The sequence below is a fragment of the Nonomuraea sp. NPDC003804 genome (assembly GCF_040610675.1).
Taxonomy (GTDB): domain Bacteria; phylum Actinomycetota; class Actinomycetes; order Streptosporangiales; family Streptosporangiaceae; genus Nonomuraea.
Genome location: NZ_JBEXMT010000003.1, coordinates 1 through 13,885, shown reverse-complemented (window position 1 = coordinate 13,885; position 13,885 = coordinate 1). Strand labels below are relative to the sequence as shown.

The following is a 13,885-nucleotide window of genomic DNA, read 5'->3' as shown; positions in this document are numbered from 1 at the left end:
TCGTCCCAGTAAGCAGGCGACCAAGGGGCGGACGAGTGGGCGATCTCTCCAAGATCTTCAAGGCGTACGACGTGCGCGGCGTGGTGCCCGAGGAGCTCGACGAGGAGAGCGCCGAGGCCGTCGGGGCGGCGTTCGTCGACGTGCTCGGCGCCGAGCAGGCCGTCCTCGCCCATGACATGCGGGTCTCCTCACGCGCGCTGGCCGACGCCTTCATCCGCGGCGCCACCGCCAGGGGCGCGGACGTGATCGACGCCGGGCTCGGCTCCACCGACCTGCTCTACTACGCCAGCGGCAGCCTCGGTCTGCCCGGCGTGATGTTCACCGCCAGCCACAACCCCGCCCGCTACAACGGCATGAAGATGTGCCGGGCCGAGGCGGTGCCGGTGGGCGCCGGCACCGGGCTGACCGAGATCCGCGACAGGGCCGCCGGCTACCTCGACGGCGGCATCCCCGCCGGCCGTACCGGCACCAGGATCGAGAAGAACCTGCTCCACGACTACGCCCGGCACCTGCGCTCCCTGGTCGACCTGTCCGGCATCAGACCGCTCAGAGTCGCCGTCGACGCGGGCAACGCGATGGGCGGTCACACCGTCCCCGCGGTGTTCGAGGGGCTGCCGATCACGGTGACGCCGCTCTACTTCGAGCTCGACGGCACCTTCCCCAACCACGAGGCCAACCCGATCGAGCCCGACAACCTGCGCGACCTGCAGCGGGCCGTCCTCGACAACGGCGCGGACCTGGGGCTGGCCTTCGACGGCGACGCCGACCGGTGCTGGGTGATCGACGAGCGTGGCGAGTCGGTCTCGCCGTCCACGATCACGGCCCTGGTGGCGGCCCGCGAGCTGGCCAAGCACCCGGGCTCGACCGTCATCCACAACCTGATCACCTCGCGCGGCGTGCCGGAGATCATCGCCGAGCACGGCGGCGTGCCGGAGCGCACCCGGGTGGGCCACTCCTTCATCAAGGCCGAGATGGCCCGCACGGGCGCGGTCTTCGGCGGGGAGCACTCGGCCCACTACTACTTCCGCGACTTCTGGTTCGCCGACTCCGGCATGCTGGCCGCGCTGCACGTGCTGGCCGCGCTGGGCGAGCAGGATCGGCCGTTGTCGCAGGTGCTGGCGCCGTTCGCGCGCTACAGTGCCAGCGGCGAGATCAACAGCACGGTCGCCGACCAGCAGGAGGCCCTGCGGCGGGTGCGTGAGCGTTTCACGGGCCGCGGCGAGTTCGACGAGCTCGACGGCCTGACCGTGACGGGGTTCGGCTGGTGGTTCAATCTGCGTCCGTCCAACACCGAGCCGCTGCTCAGGCTGAATGCCGAGGCGGCCGACCCGAGCCAGATGGCGGCGATCAGGGACGAGGTCCTCGCCGTTGTAAGGAGCTGAAACAGTGAAGATCGACGACTGGCTGCTGGAGATCCTGGCCTGCCCGGCGTGCAAGGCGCCGTTGCGCGCGCAGGACGACCCCGACGGCACGGACGAGCTGGCCTGCACCGGCTGCGGCCTGGTCTACCCGGTCAGGGACGACATCCCGGTGCTGCTCGTGGACGAGGCAAGGAAGCCGTGACCTGGGAGCCCGAGCGGCTCGACGACCAGACCCTGCTCGCCGAGGCCGACCAGGGCGGCATGCTGCCCGTGGTCGCTTCCGCGGCCGCGCAGGTGCGCACCGCCCACCGCGACGCGAGCGAGGCGGGCGTCGCGCGCCTCACCCGCGACGGCAGGCCCAGGGCGATCGTGGTGGCGGGCATGGGCGCGGCCGCGCTCGCGGGCGACATCCTGGCCGCGGTCTGCGGGTACGGCGCGCCGCTGCCGATCATCACCGTGCGCTCCGGCCGGCTGCCCGGCTGGGTCGGCGCGACCGACCTGGTGATGGCGGTGTCGAGCTCGGGCCGGACGGCGGAGACGCTCGCCGCGGCGACCGAGGCTGTACGGCGGGGCGCGTCGCTGCTGGTGGTCAGCGCTCCGGAGTCGCCGTTGCAGGCGATCGCCACGCAGGCCTCGGCGCTGTTCGTGCCGGTGCGGGCGCACGGCCCTTCGCGCGCGAACCTGTGGGGCCTCGCCGTACCTCTGCTGGTGGCGGCCGGGTCGCTGGGGATCGCGCAGGCGGACGACGACCTGTTCGAGGGGACGGCCAGGGCGTTGGAGGAGATGGCGCACCGCTGCCGGCCCACGAGCGAGTCGTTCATCAACCCGGGCAAGTCGCTGGCCATGGAGCTGGCCGACAGCGTGCCCGTGCTCTGGGGGACCTCGCCGCTGACGGCGGTCGCCGCCCACCGGCTGGCGCTGCAGCTCAACGAGAACGCCAAGTATCCGGCGATCTGGGGCGAGATCCCCGAGGCCGGGCATAACCAGCTGGCCATGCTCGACGGCCCGCTGGCCCAGCGCGACATCTTCGCCGACACCGCCGAGCGCACGCTGCGTCTGGTCGTGTTGCGCGAGGCCGACGACCGTCCGCAGGAGCTGCTCAGAATGGCCCAGGACCGCGGGGTCCCGGTCAGCGAGCTGACCGCGGAAGGCGTCACGCCGCTCGAACGGCTGGCCACGCTGATCGAGCTGGGCGACTACGCGAGTGCCTACCTCGCGCTCGGGTACGGCACTGATCCGACCCCGGTGACGTCGATCACAGAGCTAAAGGCGAGACTTTCCCAATAGGATCCCATGTCCGGGAATCCAGTGGCATGAGCGGAGAAGTGCGTTGAGCGCGAGTGGCGGTACCAAGGCAATTGTCGCGGCGTTGGGGGCGAACCTCGCGATCGCCGTGGCCAAGTTCGTCGCGTACGTGTTCACCGGCTCCTCGTCCATGCTGGCGGAGTCGATCCACTCGGTGGCCGACTCGGGCAACCAGGCGCTGCTGCTGGTCGGCGGCAAGCGGGCGCAGCGGGGCCGCACCCCCCAGCACCCGTTCGGCTACGGCAGGGAGCGCTACTTCTACGCCTTCGTCGTCGCGGTCGTGCTGTTCACGATCGGTGCGGTGTTCTCGCTCTACGAGGGCTTCCACAAGATCGCAGAGCGGCAACCCGTCGAGTCGCCGGCGTGGGCGTTCGGCGTCCTGATCTTCGCGATCATCGCCGAGGCGTTCTCGTTCAGGACGGCGATCAAGGAGTCGAACGAGCACCGCGGCAGCCAGAGCTGGTGGGCCTTCATCCGCCGGTCGAAGTCGCCCGAGCTGCCGGTGGTGCTGCTGGAGGACCTCGGCGCGCTGCTGGGCCTGATCTTCGCGCTGTTCGGCGTCACCATGGCCGTGGTCACGGGCGACGGCCTCTGGGACGGCGTCGGCACGGTGATGATCGGCGCGCTGCTGGCGGTCATCGCGATCATCCTGGCGATCGAGACCAAGTCGCTGCTGCTGGGAGAGGGCGCCACCCCCGAGGTCGAGACGCAGATCAGGAACGCGCTGGAGAGCGCCCCCGAGGTCAGCCGCATCATCCACATGCGCACGCTGCACCTGGGCCCCGAGGAGCTGCTGGTCGCCGCGAAGATCGCGGTCGCCCACGACGACACGGCCGCCGAGGTGGCCCGCGGCATCGACGAGGCCGAGCAGCGCATCCGCGCCGCCGTCCCCATCGCCCGCGTCATCTACCTCGAGCCGGACCTGGACAAGGCCGCCGCCAGATGAGCCCCCTCGGCGGCCTCCCCGTGGTGGCCGGCGCGGCTCACTCGTGCCCGGTGATGCAGGAGGTCCCGCGGTCGGTCTGGTCGAACAGGCAGCGGCCGTCCTTGTCGAGGGAAATGACCTTCTTGACCGTGCTGAACTGACGCAGCGTCCTGTCGATGGTGTGCAGGATGCGGGCGTCGCCGCCGACGCCGAGCCCGAACACCGTACGGCAGAAGCGCAGCGTGGCCGTGCCGCTCTTGATCGACAGCTTGAAGTCGGCCCCGCAGTCGGATCTGCCCCTGATCTGCGGGCCGAGCTCGGAGTGCAGGCCGCGCCTGTGCTCGGCCTTGGTCGGGCCCTTGATGAGCTGCTGGATGGCGAACGTGGCCACTCCGCGGTCGGGCGCCTTCCTGGTGACGGCGACGACCTTGCCGGGGACGTCGAAGTCGGCGGAGAAGTAGACCTTCACCGTCCCGCCTGAGGAGCCGCCTGAGGCGGCGGCTGCGGAGGTCGTCGAGGCGGCCGTCGAGGCCGTGGGGGAGGCCGCTGACGCCTGCGCGGGCATCAGGGCGAGCGCGGGAACCACCGTCAGCGCGGTGGCCGTGAGGAGAGCCTTCATATCCGGTTGGACGGTCCGTTCGCGCCTCTGGTTTGCAGCAGTCGCAACGCCTTCTCCTTCTCGAAGTCCAGTGCCCTCCTGGGCGCGTGGAGGCGGCCGATCCGCAGGCCCAGGTCCCTGACGGCCTGGGTCACCGCCGGCTCGGCCAGCGCCCGCAACGCGAAGGCCAGCTCGGCGGGTGAGACGTCGAACCGCTTCTCCAGCTCCACGGCCTGGGCCACGGCCGTCAGGTCCTCCTCGGTGAACCTGCGGTGCGCGCCCTGCTCCCTGACCGGCGGCAACAGTCCCAGTGCCTCCCGGTAGCGGAGCATGCGAGGGGACATCCCCAACCGTCTCGCTGCCTCAGTGATGCGCATCCTTACATTCTTGTGGAAGATTCAGCCCCCGCGAGATGCGGCTCGGAGAACCGGCGCCTAAACTCGACGGCGACAACTTCGTGTATCGAGGGGTAATCAGATGGACTTCAAGGTCGCCGACCTTTCACTTGCCGACTTCGGCCGCAAGGAGATCCGGCTCGCCGAGCACGAGATGCCCGGCCTCATGGCGGTTCGTAAGGAGTACGCGGCCTCCCAGCCCCTTCGCGGCGCGAAGATCATGGGCTCGCTCCACATGACCATCCAGACCGCCGTCCTCATCGAGACGCTCGTCGCGCTCGGCGCCGAGGTCCGCTGGGTCAGCTGCAACATCTTCTCCACCCAGGACCACGCCGCCGCCGCGGTCGCCGTCGGCCCCAACGGCACCGTCGACAACCCGCAGGGCGTCCCCGTCTTCGCCTGGAAGGGCGAGACGCTGGAGGAGTACTGGTGGTGCACCGAGCAGGCGCTCACCTGGCCCGGCGGCGAGGGTCCGAACATGATCCTCGACGACGGCGGCGACGCCACGCTGCTGGTCCACAAGGGCGCCGAGTACGAGAAGGCCGGCGCCGTCCCCGCCGCCTCCGACGAGGACCCGGAGGAGTGGCACGTCATCATCGACCTGCTCACCCGCACGGTCGGCGAGGACAAGAAGTGGACGCAGATCGCTGAGCAGATCAAGGGCGTGACGGAGGAGACCACCACCGGTGTCCACCGCCTCTACGAGATGTTCAAGAGCGGCTCGCTGCTGTTCCCGGCGATCAACGTCAACGACTCGGTGACCAAGTCGAAGTTCGACAACAAGTACGGCTGCCGCCACTCGGTCATCGACGGCCTCAACCGCGCCACCGACGTGCTCATCGGCGGCAAGGTGGCCGTGGTCTGCGGCTACGGCGACGTCGGCAAGGGCTGCGCCGACGCGCTGCGCGGCCAGGGCGCCCGCGTCATCGTCACCGAGATCGACCCGATCTGCGCGCTCCAGGCGGCCATGGACGGCTTCCAGGTCACCACGCTGGAGGAGGTCGTCGGCATCGCCGACATCTTCGTGACCACCACCGGCAACTTCGACATCATCACGGCCGACCACATGGCCAAGATGAAGCACCAGGCGATCGTCTCCAACATCGGCCACTTCGACAACGAGATCGACATGGCCGGGCTCGCGAAGACTCCCGGGATCGTCAGGAACACCATCAAGCCGCAGGTCGACGAGTGGGTCTTCCCCGACGGCCACTCCATCATCGTGCTGGCCGAGGGCCGCCTGATGAACCTGGGCTGCGCGACCGGCCACCCGTCGTTCGTGATGTCCAACTCCTTCACCAACCAGGTCATCGCGCAGATCGAGCTCTTCACCAAGACCGAGGAGTACCCGATCGGCGTCTACACGCTGCCCAAGCACCTGGACGAGAAGGTCGCCCGCCTCCACCTCGACGCGCTGGGCGTCAAGCTGACCACGCTGACCAAGGCGCAGGCGGAGTACATCGGCGTCGACGTCGAGGGCCCTTACAAGTCGGACCACTACCGCTACTGACGTTCCTCGCGACGGCGGGCGCCCGGCCGGGCACCCGCCGTCGTCCCATATCCTGGCCGCACCCGTCGCGCCGGGCGGGGGTTTCCGTTCTCGCGGGGCCGGGCCCGGTGCCCGTACGGCAAGCCGGGCCTGGCGCCTGCGCGGTCACCGGGTCACCGCCCGCCGCGGGCGCCCGCCCGGCAGGACTCCGGTCCCTGCCGTCACGGCGCCCCGAAGACCTGGCGGCAGGGTTCCGGTGCCCTGTCGGGGCTCCCGGCGAGCCGATGGCGCGCGGCCGGTGGGACGGCCGTCCGCGGAAGCCGGTGCACGATACGACGTGACGGTGGCCACCGGAGTCCTGCTGGAGTGCTGTGATGGACGGGCGGTCACCGGTGACCACGGTGGCGCCGAGTGGGCTTGCCGTACAAGAGACTGGAGATGTGGTGGGAGAGCGGAGGATCGCGTGGGCGGGGAGGGCGATGCCCGTCCTCACCGCGATCGGGGAGCGGTTCGGGCGCGAGCGTCCGCTCGATGGCCTCAGGATCGCCGCGTGCCTGCACGTGACCGCCGAGACCGCCGTCCTCATGGGCGCGCTCAAGGCGGGCGGCGCCGAGATCGCGCTGGCCGCCTCCAACCCGCTGTCCACCCAGGACGACGTCGCCGAGGCGCTCCAGGGCTACGGCATCGCGGTCCACGCGCGCGCGGGCGTCGACCGGGCGACCTACTACCGCCACATCCATCAAGCGCTGGACCTGGCGCCCGACATCGTCCTCGATGACGGCTGCGACCTGGTCAACATCCTCCACACCGAGCGCACCGACCTGCTCGACGGCGTGAGCGGCGGCTGTGAGGAGACCACCACCGGCATCATCAGGCTGCGCCAGATGGCGGCCGAGGGCGCGCTGAGGTTCCCCGTCGTCGCGGTCAACGACACGCGGACGAAGCGGATGTTCGACAACAGGTACGGCACCGGGCAGTCGACCCTCGACGGCATCATGCGCGCCACGAACGTCATGCTCGCCGGCCGGACGGTCGTGGTGGCCGGGTTCGGCTACTGCGGGCGGGGCGTCGCCGAGCGGGCCAAGGGCCTGGGCGCGCGGGTGATCGTCACCGAGATCGACCCGGTCAAGGCGCTCGACGCCTCCCTGCAGGGCTACGAGGTGCGCACCATGGCGGCCGCCGCGCTGGTCGGCGACCTGTTCATCACCGTCACCGGCAACCGCGACGTCATCACGGCCGAGCACCTGTCGGTGATGAAGGACGGCGCGATCCTCGCCAACGCGGGCCATTTCGACGTCGAGGTCGACGTGCGCGGGCTGGAGGGGCTGGCCGTCGCGCTCAATCCGGGGGTGCGGCCCAACACCGACGAGTACGTGCTCGCCGACGGCCGCCGCCTGCTGCTGCTGGCCGAGGGGCGCCTGGTCAACCTCACGGCCGCCGAGGGGCATCCGGCCGCCGTCATGGACATGTCCTTCTCGGCCCAGGCGCTGGCCGTCGCCTGGCTGGCCGTCGAGCGCGTACGGCTGGCGCCGGGCGTCTACGACGTGCCCGAGGACATCGACATCGAGGTGGCGCGGCTGAAACTGGCGGCGGCGGGCATCGAGATCGACCGGCTGACCGCCGAGCAGGAGGACTACCTCCACTCCTGGCGGACGGGCTCCTGATTTTCGTGTGACAGTTCCCGGACAATCACTTGGTTGATCCACCGACTCTAGGGATAATCCAGGACATTTCCATCTCTGGAGGCTCCATGGGACTGCGTGGCTTATCCTCCCTCCTGGCCGGGATCGTGGTGGCGATCGCCCTTGTTCCCGTCCCCGCCTCGGCCGGCGACGAGGTCACCAAGAGTGACAACATCCGGCACGAAGCCCACCTCGATCTGCCCGCCGGTGTGCAGATCAACACCGACATCGCCTTCCAGGGCGACTACGCCTACGTCGGCAGCTACAGCGGATTCTCGATCTACGACATCAAGCACCCCAAGCGCCCCAAGCTGGTCAGCTCGGTCACCTGTCCGGGTGGTCAGATGGACGTCACCGTCTACGGGGACATCCTGGTCACCTCCGTCGACGAGTCGATGAAGGACGACTCCTGCTCCGGCACGCGCCAGTCGGCCCGTGAGAAGAGCTCGTGGGAGGGCCTGCGGATCTTCGACGTCAGCGACAAGGCCAACCCGAAGTACGTCAAGTCCGTCGAGACCAGCTGCGGCTCCCACACCCACACGCTGGTGCCGGGCAAGTCGCGTGACGCCTTCTACGTCTACGTCTCCTCCTACTTCCCGGCGGCCGACTTCCCCGACTGTCAGCCGCCGCACGACCGCATCTCGGTCGTGAAGGTCCCCGTGCGCAACCCGGCCGCGGCCGCCGTGGTGAACACGCCGGTGATCTTCCCCGAGGGCGGCAACGACCGCACCCAGCAGCCCAACCTCCTGGCCGACACCAGCGGCTGCCACGACATCACCGTCTACGCCGAGAAGGACCTCGCCGCGGGCGCCTGCATGGGCGACGGCGTCCTCCTCGACATCTCCGACAGGGAACACCCCAAGGTCATCGACACGATCAGGGACACGAACTTCGCGTTCTGGCACTCGGCGACCTTCAACAACGCCGGAACCAAGGTGGTCTTCACCGACGAGCTCGGCGGCGGCTCGCAGGCCCGCTGCACCGCGGCCGAGGGCCCGACCAGGGGCGCCGACGCCATCGTCGACATCGTCGGCCGCAAGCTCGTCTTCAAGAGCTACTACAAGATCTCCAGGATCCAGACGAGCACCGAGAACTGCGTCGCCCACAACGGATCGCTGATCCCGGTCAGGGGACGCGACATCATGGTGCAGGCCTGGTACCAGGGCGGGCTGTCGGTCTGGGACTTCACCGACTCGTCCCGCCCACGCGAGATCGCCTTCTTCGACCGCGGCCCGATCAACGACACCCAGCTCACGCTGGGCGGCTTCTGGTCGGCCTACTACTACAACGGCTACATCTACGGGAGCGAGATCTTCCGCGGGTTCGACGTCTTCAGGGTGAGGGATCCGCGGGTGAACTCGGCCGACGGCGTCAGGTTCGACCGGCTGAACGTGCAGACCCAGTCCAGGTACCGGAGCCGCGGCCACTGACCGCGCCTGCTGGGCCCGCGTCGCGATCGGCGCGGGCCCTCTCTTCCCCATACGGCTCCCCCCCGGCGACTTCCCCGTACGGCTCCCGCGCCCCGGCGACGTGCGTCCTCCCACCGGTGCGTTCCGCCACGGGGGCCCTGACGAGTCGCCGGGACGGCTGTGCGGGCCGTACCGCGAGCCCTCACGGAGCGGTCAGAGGGCTGCCTGCATCTCCCGCATGCGCCGGATCTCCGCCGTCTGCTCCGCGCCGATGTCGGTGGCCAGCTCGGAGATCCGCTGGTGCGAGCCCGCGGTGAGCTGCTTCGTGGACATCGTGATCGCCCCGCTGTGGTGCGCGATCATCAACTCCAGGAACAGCTTGTCGAACGCCGCGCCGGAGGCCGCCTTCAGCGCCTCCATCTGCTCGGGAGTGGCCATGCCCGGCATGGTCGCGTGCCCCGCGTGGTGGGCGGGCACCTTCTGGCCCTGTTCCTGCAGCCACGTCGTCATGTACTGGATCTCCGGGGCCTGCGCGTCCTTGATCCGGGAGGCGAGTCCCTTCAGCTTCTCCGACTGGGCCCTGGTCGGGGCGAGGATCGCCATGTCGAGCGCCTGGCGGTGATGGATGATCATGTCCTGCATGAACGTGACGTCCGCCGCGTTGGCCGTGGGCGTGGGAACGGCGGTCGCGGCCTCGGCAGGCGACAGCGTCCGTGCCGGCTCGCCCGGTTTGCCCGGCGCGAGCACCGGTGCCGTCGACGTGTCCGTGGCGGCGACGGGACGACTGTCACCACTGCAGCCCGAGAGGGCGATCACCGTACCAGTGATGACAATGAGCGCGGCGCGCACCTGACCTCCCTGTGTCGAGAGAGCGAACTGTAAACCATAACCGTGATCATTAAAAAGACGGCAAAGCGCAATATCATCTGACATTCTGGACGCTGGTCATCAGACGGGTCGCGGGCGAAGATTCTCTACATTTATGTCCCCTTTATGGAGGCAACTGAGTGATCACCCCCCGCAAAGCCCTCGTCATGCTCGGAGCGGCAGGCGCCTTGGTCCTGACGGCGCTGCCCGCCCAGGCGTCTGACATCCCCGCCCCCGGCGAGATCGCGATGAGCCCGAACATCGAGCACGTCACCAACGTGCCCAAGCCGGGCGTGCTGACCGACATCCACACCGACATGGCCTTCCAGGGCGACTACGCCTACGTCGGCAACTACGCCGGGTTCTCGATCTACGACATCAAGCACCCGAAGAAGACCACCCTCGTCAGCTCGGTGGTCTGCCCGGGCGGCCAGATGGACGTGTCCGTCTACGGCAACCTGCTGTTCGGCTCCGTCGACTCCTCCCGCAACAACGACTCGTGCAACAGCACGTCGCAGAGCGCGTCGATCAAGGAGTCGTGGGAGGGCGTCCGGATCTTCGACATCAGCGACAAGACCAACCCGACGTACATCAAGTCGGTCGAGACCAACTGCGGTTCGCACACCAACACCCTGGTGCCGGACAAGACGGGCGAGAACGTCTACATCTACGTCTCGTCCTACAGCCCGAACGCCAACTTCCCTGACTGCAAGCCCCCGCACGACCTGATCTCGGTCATCAAGGTGCCGCTGAACAACCCGACGGCCGCCGCCGTCGTCGGCACGCCGGTGCTGTTCCCGGCCGACCGTGACACCAACGGCGACGGCATCCCCGATGACGGCGGCTACGGGGGTGTGTCGCTGCCGTACCCGAACGGCAAGTCGGCGACCAGCGGCTGCCACGACATCACCGCCTACCCGGAGAAGGACATCGCGGCCGGCGCCTGCATGGGTGACGGCATCCTGCTCGACATCTCCGACCGCGAGCACCCGCGCGTCACCGAGGTCGTCCGCGACACGGAGAACTTCGCCTTCTGGCACTCGGCGACGTTCAACAACGAGGGCACCAAGGTCATCTTCACCGACGAGCTCGGCGGCGGCACCCGTGCCACCTGCAACGCGGCCATCGGCGCCAACCGGGGCGCCAACGCCTACTACGACCTCGTCGGCGGCAAGCTGGAGCGTCGCGGCTACTTCAAGATCGCCCGCCACCAGGCGGACACCGAGAACTGCGTCGCCCACAACGGCTCCCTGATCCCGGTCAAGGGTCGCGACATCATGGTGCAGGCCTGGTACCAGGGCGGCATCTCGGTCGTCGACTTCACCGACTCGGCCAACCCGCAGGAGATCGCCTTCTTCGAGCGCGGCCCCGACAACACCGCTCCGCCGCTGTCCGGCGGCTTCTGGTCGGCGTACTACTACAACGGCTACATCTACGGATCGGACTTCAACCTGGGGCTCGACGTGCTGCGGATCAACGACCCGCGCACGAACCAGGCCAACAGCGTCAAGTTCGACCTCCTGAACGCCCAGACGCAGCCGTCGTACGCCGAGCACGGCCGCGACTAGGTTCCTTCCCTCCTTCCGCAACTCGGCGAGCCGCCAGGGCAGATCCCTGGCGGCTCGCCGCTTTCGCGGGGTGTTCTCCGATGGCGGGGGCGCCGTGTCACGCGGACGCGGTGGGTGGTTCGCCGTCGAAGCCGTTGGCCCAGTACCTCCCGTGAGGGGAGAGCGCGAGCAGCATCTGCGGCTTCGGCCGGCAGTCGCAGTGAGCAGGACTCCAGCCACCGCAGGAGCATGGAGACCTGTCCGCCCGGGGAGCACCGCGACGTCGATGCTGGAGTGTCGCGTCCATCGCCTCGGCGCGGGCCGGGAACACCGTGGCGGTCGCCTCGCTGGGCGCGTCCACGAACCGGCGCAGCGCCCGGCCGTCCCCTTCGCCGAGCAGGACGACGCGGCAGGCGTCACGCTCTTCGGCGGCGTGAACGGACCGGTCTGTGGGAGGGCGGGGGCGGGCGTGGGTCCGGGTGGCAGGGCTCGGAGGGGGTGTGGGGAGCTGTTCGGTCGGCTGGAGAACCGGCGTGAGGGTCTGAGCTGGGGCGACGGGGTGGCTGGGGTTGCGGGCGGAGCGGTCTGTGGGAGGGCGTGCCATACGGGGGTTGGCCGGGGGAGGTGTATCGGCTCGGTATCGGGCCGGATTGAGGGTGATTTGTGGTGACATAGTGGGCCGGTCTGATCGTTTAGTCTCGACAGGAGGTCTCGGTGGCGTCCAGACTCGGCCGCTTGTTCATGATGGCCGGTATGGCCCTGACTCTGGCGGCGGCCACGACGCCGGCGCAGGCGGAGTCGGCTGACACGATCATCAAGAGCCCCAACGTCCAGCACGTGGCCAACCTGCCCAAGACGGGATCGTTCAAGGGCGCTGACGCGTTCAACTCCGATCTGGCGTTCCAGGGCACCTACGCCTTCCAGGGCAACTACAACGGTTTCACGATCTACGACATCAAAAACCCGGTGAAGCCCAAGGTCGTCAGCCAGGTGAACTGCCCCGGCGCGCAGAACGACATCTCGGTGCACGGCGACCTCCTCTTCCTGTCGGTGGACGACCCCCGCGACGGCGAGTCCTGTTCGAGCGACTACGGCGTGCCCACGAGCAAGGCCTCGTGGGAGGGCATCAGGATCTTCGACATCAGCGACAAGTCCCGGCCGAAGTACGTGAAGGCGGTCGAGACGGCCTGCGGCTCGCACACGCACACGCTGGTGCCCGGTAAGTCGGGCAAGTCGGTCTATCTGTATGTCTCCTCGTACATGCCGGCCCCCGTCTTCGCCGAGTGCAAGCCGCCCCACGACAAGATCTCGATCGTCAAGGTGCCGCTGGACAAGCCGGCCGCCGCGAAGGTCGTCGCGACGCCCGTGCTCTTCCCCGACGGCGGCAACGAGCAGCAGAACGGTCTGCTGCTGCCCACCAGCGGATGTCACGACATCACCGTCTTCCCCTCCAAGAACCTGGCCGCCGGTGCCTGCATGGGCGACGGCGTGCTGATGGACATCTCCGACCGTGAGCGCCCCAAGGTGACGGCGACGGTCACCGACGAGAACTTCGCCTTCTGGCACTCGGCGACCTTCAACAACACCGGGACGAAGGTGGTCTTCACCGACGAGCTCGGCGGCGGCAGGTCGGCCACGTGCAACGAGCGGGTCGGCGGGCAGCGCGGCGCGGACGCGATCTTCGACATCGTGGACGGACAGCTGACGCACAAGGCGTACTTCAAGATCCCCCGCCATCAGGGGGCGGCGGAGAACTGCGTGGCGCACAACGGCTCGCTGATCCCCGTCAAGGGCAAGGACATCATGGTGCAGGCGTGGTACCAGGGCGGCGTCTCGATCTGGGACTTCACCGACTCGGCCAGCCCCAAGGAGATCGGCTACTTCGACCGTGGCGCGTTGCAGCCGCGCCGGGCGGGCGGGTCGTGGTCGGCGTACTACTACAACGGCTTCGTCTACAGCAGTGACATCCAGCAGGGGTTCGACGTGCTGCGGATCTCCGACAAGCGGACGGACGCGGCGGCCAAGGTGCGGCTGAAGGTGCTGAACACGCAGACCCAGCTGCCCTTCTGACCCTTCCGGTGCCGCGCCGTCGCACGATACGGCGCGGCACCGCCCTTGGCATGGGACGGCGCGGCACCGCCCTTCGCGCAGGACGGCCCGCCCGGAGGCGGTCGGCGGAAGACCGAGGTGCCGGCGATCCGCGCACCCGAGAACACTCCCCGGTGCCGGGGTGCCGGGGTGCCGGGGTGCCGGGGTGCCGGGGTGCCGGGGTGCCGGGGTGCCGGGGTGCCGGGGTGCCGGGGTGCC

Annotated in this window: 12 protein-coding genes; 9 read left to right on the top strand and 3 right to left on the bottom strand. The window is 69.1% G+C overall.

The window, feature by feature from the left end:
• Nucleotides 1-35: 35 nt before the first annotated feature.
• From ABZX22_RS04365 to ABZX22_RS04350, 4 genes are read left to right on the top strand one after another with little or no spacing between them, the layout of a single operon-like run.
• Nucleotides 36-1,382, top strand: coding sequence for a phosphomannomutase/phosphoglucomutase (locus ABZX22_RS04365; RefSeq protein WP_354906008.1), 1,347 nt, complete (start codon nucleotides 36-38; stop codon nucleotides 1,380-1,382).
• A gap of 4 nt (nucleotides 1,383-1,386) precedes the next feature.
• The gene (locus ABZX22_RS04360; RefSeq protein WP_354906006.1) at nucleotides 1,387-1,563 is read left to right on the top strand and encodes a Trm112 family protein; all 177 of its coding nucleotides are present in this window, start codon (nucleotides 1,387-1,389) and stop codon (nucleotides 1,561-1,563) included.
• Complete coding sequence (locus tag ABZX22_RS04355) at nucleotides 1,560-2,648, top strand: SIS domain-containing protein (RefSeq protein WP_354906005.1); 1,089 nt, start codon at nucleotides 1,560-1,562, stop codon at nucleotides 2,646-2,648. The genes ABZX22_RS04360 and ABZX22_RS04355 overlap by 4 nt, the downstream gene beginning before the upstream one ends.
• A 43-nt stretch (nucleotides 2,649-2,691) precedes the next feature.
• Entirely contained in the window at nucleotides 2,692-3,612 is a 921-nt protein-coding gene (locus ABZX22_RS04350; RefSeq protein ID WP_354906003.1) for a cation diffusion facilitator family transporter, read from the top strand.
• 37 nt (nucleotides 3,613-3,649) lie between these two features.
• On the opposite strand, the gene ABZX22_RS04345 is transcribed toward ABZX22_RS04350, so the two are convergent.
• Entirely contained in the window at nucleotides 3,650-4,210 is a 561-nt protein-coding gene (locus ABZX22_RS04345) for a GerMN domain-containing protein (protein WP_354906002.1), read from the bottom strand.
• On the bottom strand, nucleotides 4,207-4,566 hold the full coding sequence (locus ABZX22_RS04340) for a MerR family transcriptional regulator (protein ID WP_354906001.1): 360 nt from the start codon (nucleotides 4,564-4,566) through the stop codon (nucleotides 4,207-4,209). Before ABZX22_RS04340 ends, ABZX22_RS04345 begins: the two co-directional genes overlap by 4 nt.
• A gap of 100 nt (nucleotides 4,567-4,666) precedes the next feature.
• Between ABZX22_RS04340 and ahcY the strand changes: the two genes are divergently transcribed.
• From ahcY to ABZX22_RS04325, 3 genes are all read left to right on the top strand, one after another.
• Complete coding sequence (ahcY, locus tag ABZX22_RS04335; protein ID WP_354905999.1) at nucleotides 4,667-6,094, top strand: adenosylhomocysteinase; 1,428 nt, start codon at nucleotides 4,667-4,669, stop codon at nucleotides 6,092-6,094.
• Between the two features lie 422 nt (nucleotides 6,095-6,516).
• Nucleotides 6,517-7,737 (top strand): adenosylhomocysteinase, encoded by a 1,221-nt coding sequence (locus ABZX22_RS04330; protein WP_354905998.1) that lies wholly within the window; start codon nucleotides 6,517-6,519, stop codon nucleotides 7,735-7,737.
• 86 nt (nucleotides 7,738-7,823) lie between these two features.
• Complete coding sequence (locus tag ABZX22_RS04325; protein WP_354905996.1) at nucleotides 7,824-9,185, top strand: hypothetical protein; 1,362 nt, start codon at nucleotides 7,824-7,826, stop codon at nucleotides 9,183-9,185.
• Nucleotides 9,186-9,377: 192 nt separating this feature from the next.
• On the opposite strand, the gene ABZX22_RS04320 is transcribed toward ABZX22_RS04325, so the two are convergent.
• The gene (locus ABZX22_RS04320) at nucleotides 9,378-10,013 is read right to left on the bottom strand and encodes a DUF305 domain-containing protein (RefSeq protein ID WP_354905995.1); all 636 of its coding nucleotides are present in this window, start codon (nucleotides 10,011-10,013) and stop codon (nucleotides 9,378-9,380) included.
• Between the two features lie 158 nt (nucleotides 10,014-10,171).
• Between ABZX22_RS04320 and ABZX22_RS04315 the strand changes: the two genes are divergently transcribed.
• Both ABZX22_RS04315 and ABZX22_RS04310 read left to right on the top strand, forming a co-directional pair.
• The gene (locus tag ABZX22_RS04315) at nucleotides 10,172-11,599 is read left to right on the top strand and encodes a hypothetical protein (RefSeq protein WP_354905994.1); all 1,428 of its coding nucleotides are present in this window, start codon (nucleotides 10,172-10,174) and stop codon (nucleotides 11,597-11,599) included.
• A gap of 732 nt (nucleotides 11,600-12,331) precedes the next feature.
• Entirely contained in the window at nucleotides 12,332-13,648 is a 1,317-nt protein-coding gene (locus tag ABZX22_RS04310; protein WP_354905992.1) for a hypothetical protein, read from the top strand.
• The last annotated feature ends 237 nt before the right edge of the window (nucleotides 13,649-13,885 follow it).

Bases quoted from the DNA above. Each gene is read 5' to 3' on its own strand.
- ABZX22_RS04325 (WP_354905996.1), top strand. From the start codon at position 7,824: ATGGGACTGCGTGGCTTATCCTCCCTCCTGGCCGGGATCGTGGTGGCG.
- ABZX22_RS04310 (WP_354905992.1), top strand. From the start codon at position 12,332: ATGGCCCTGACTCTGGCGGCGGCCACGACGCCGGCGCAGGCGGAGTCG.
- ABZX22_RS04345 (WP_354906002.1), bottom strand. From the start codon at position 4,210: ATGAAGGCTCTCCTCACGGCCACCGCGCTGACGGTGGTTCCCGCGCTC.
- ahcY (WP_354905999.1), top strand. From the start codon at position 4,667: ATGGACTTCAAGGTCGCCGACCTTTCACTTGCCGACTTCGGCCGCAAG.
- ABZX22_RS04340 (WP_354906001.1), bottom strand. From the start codon at position 4,566: ATGCGCATCACTGAGGCAGCGAGACGGTTGGGGATGTCCCCTCGCATG.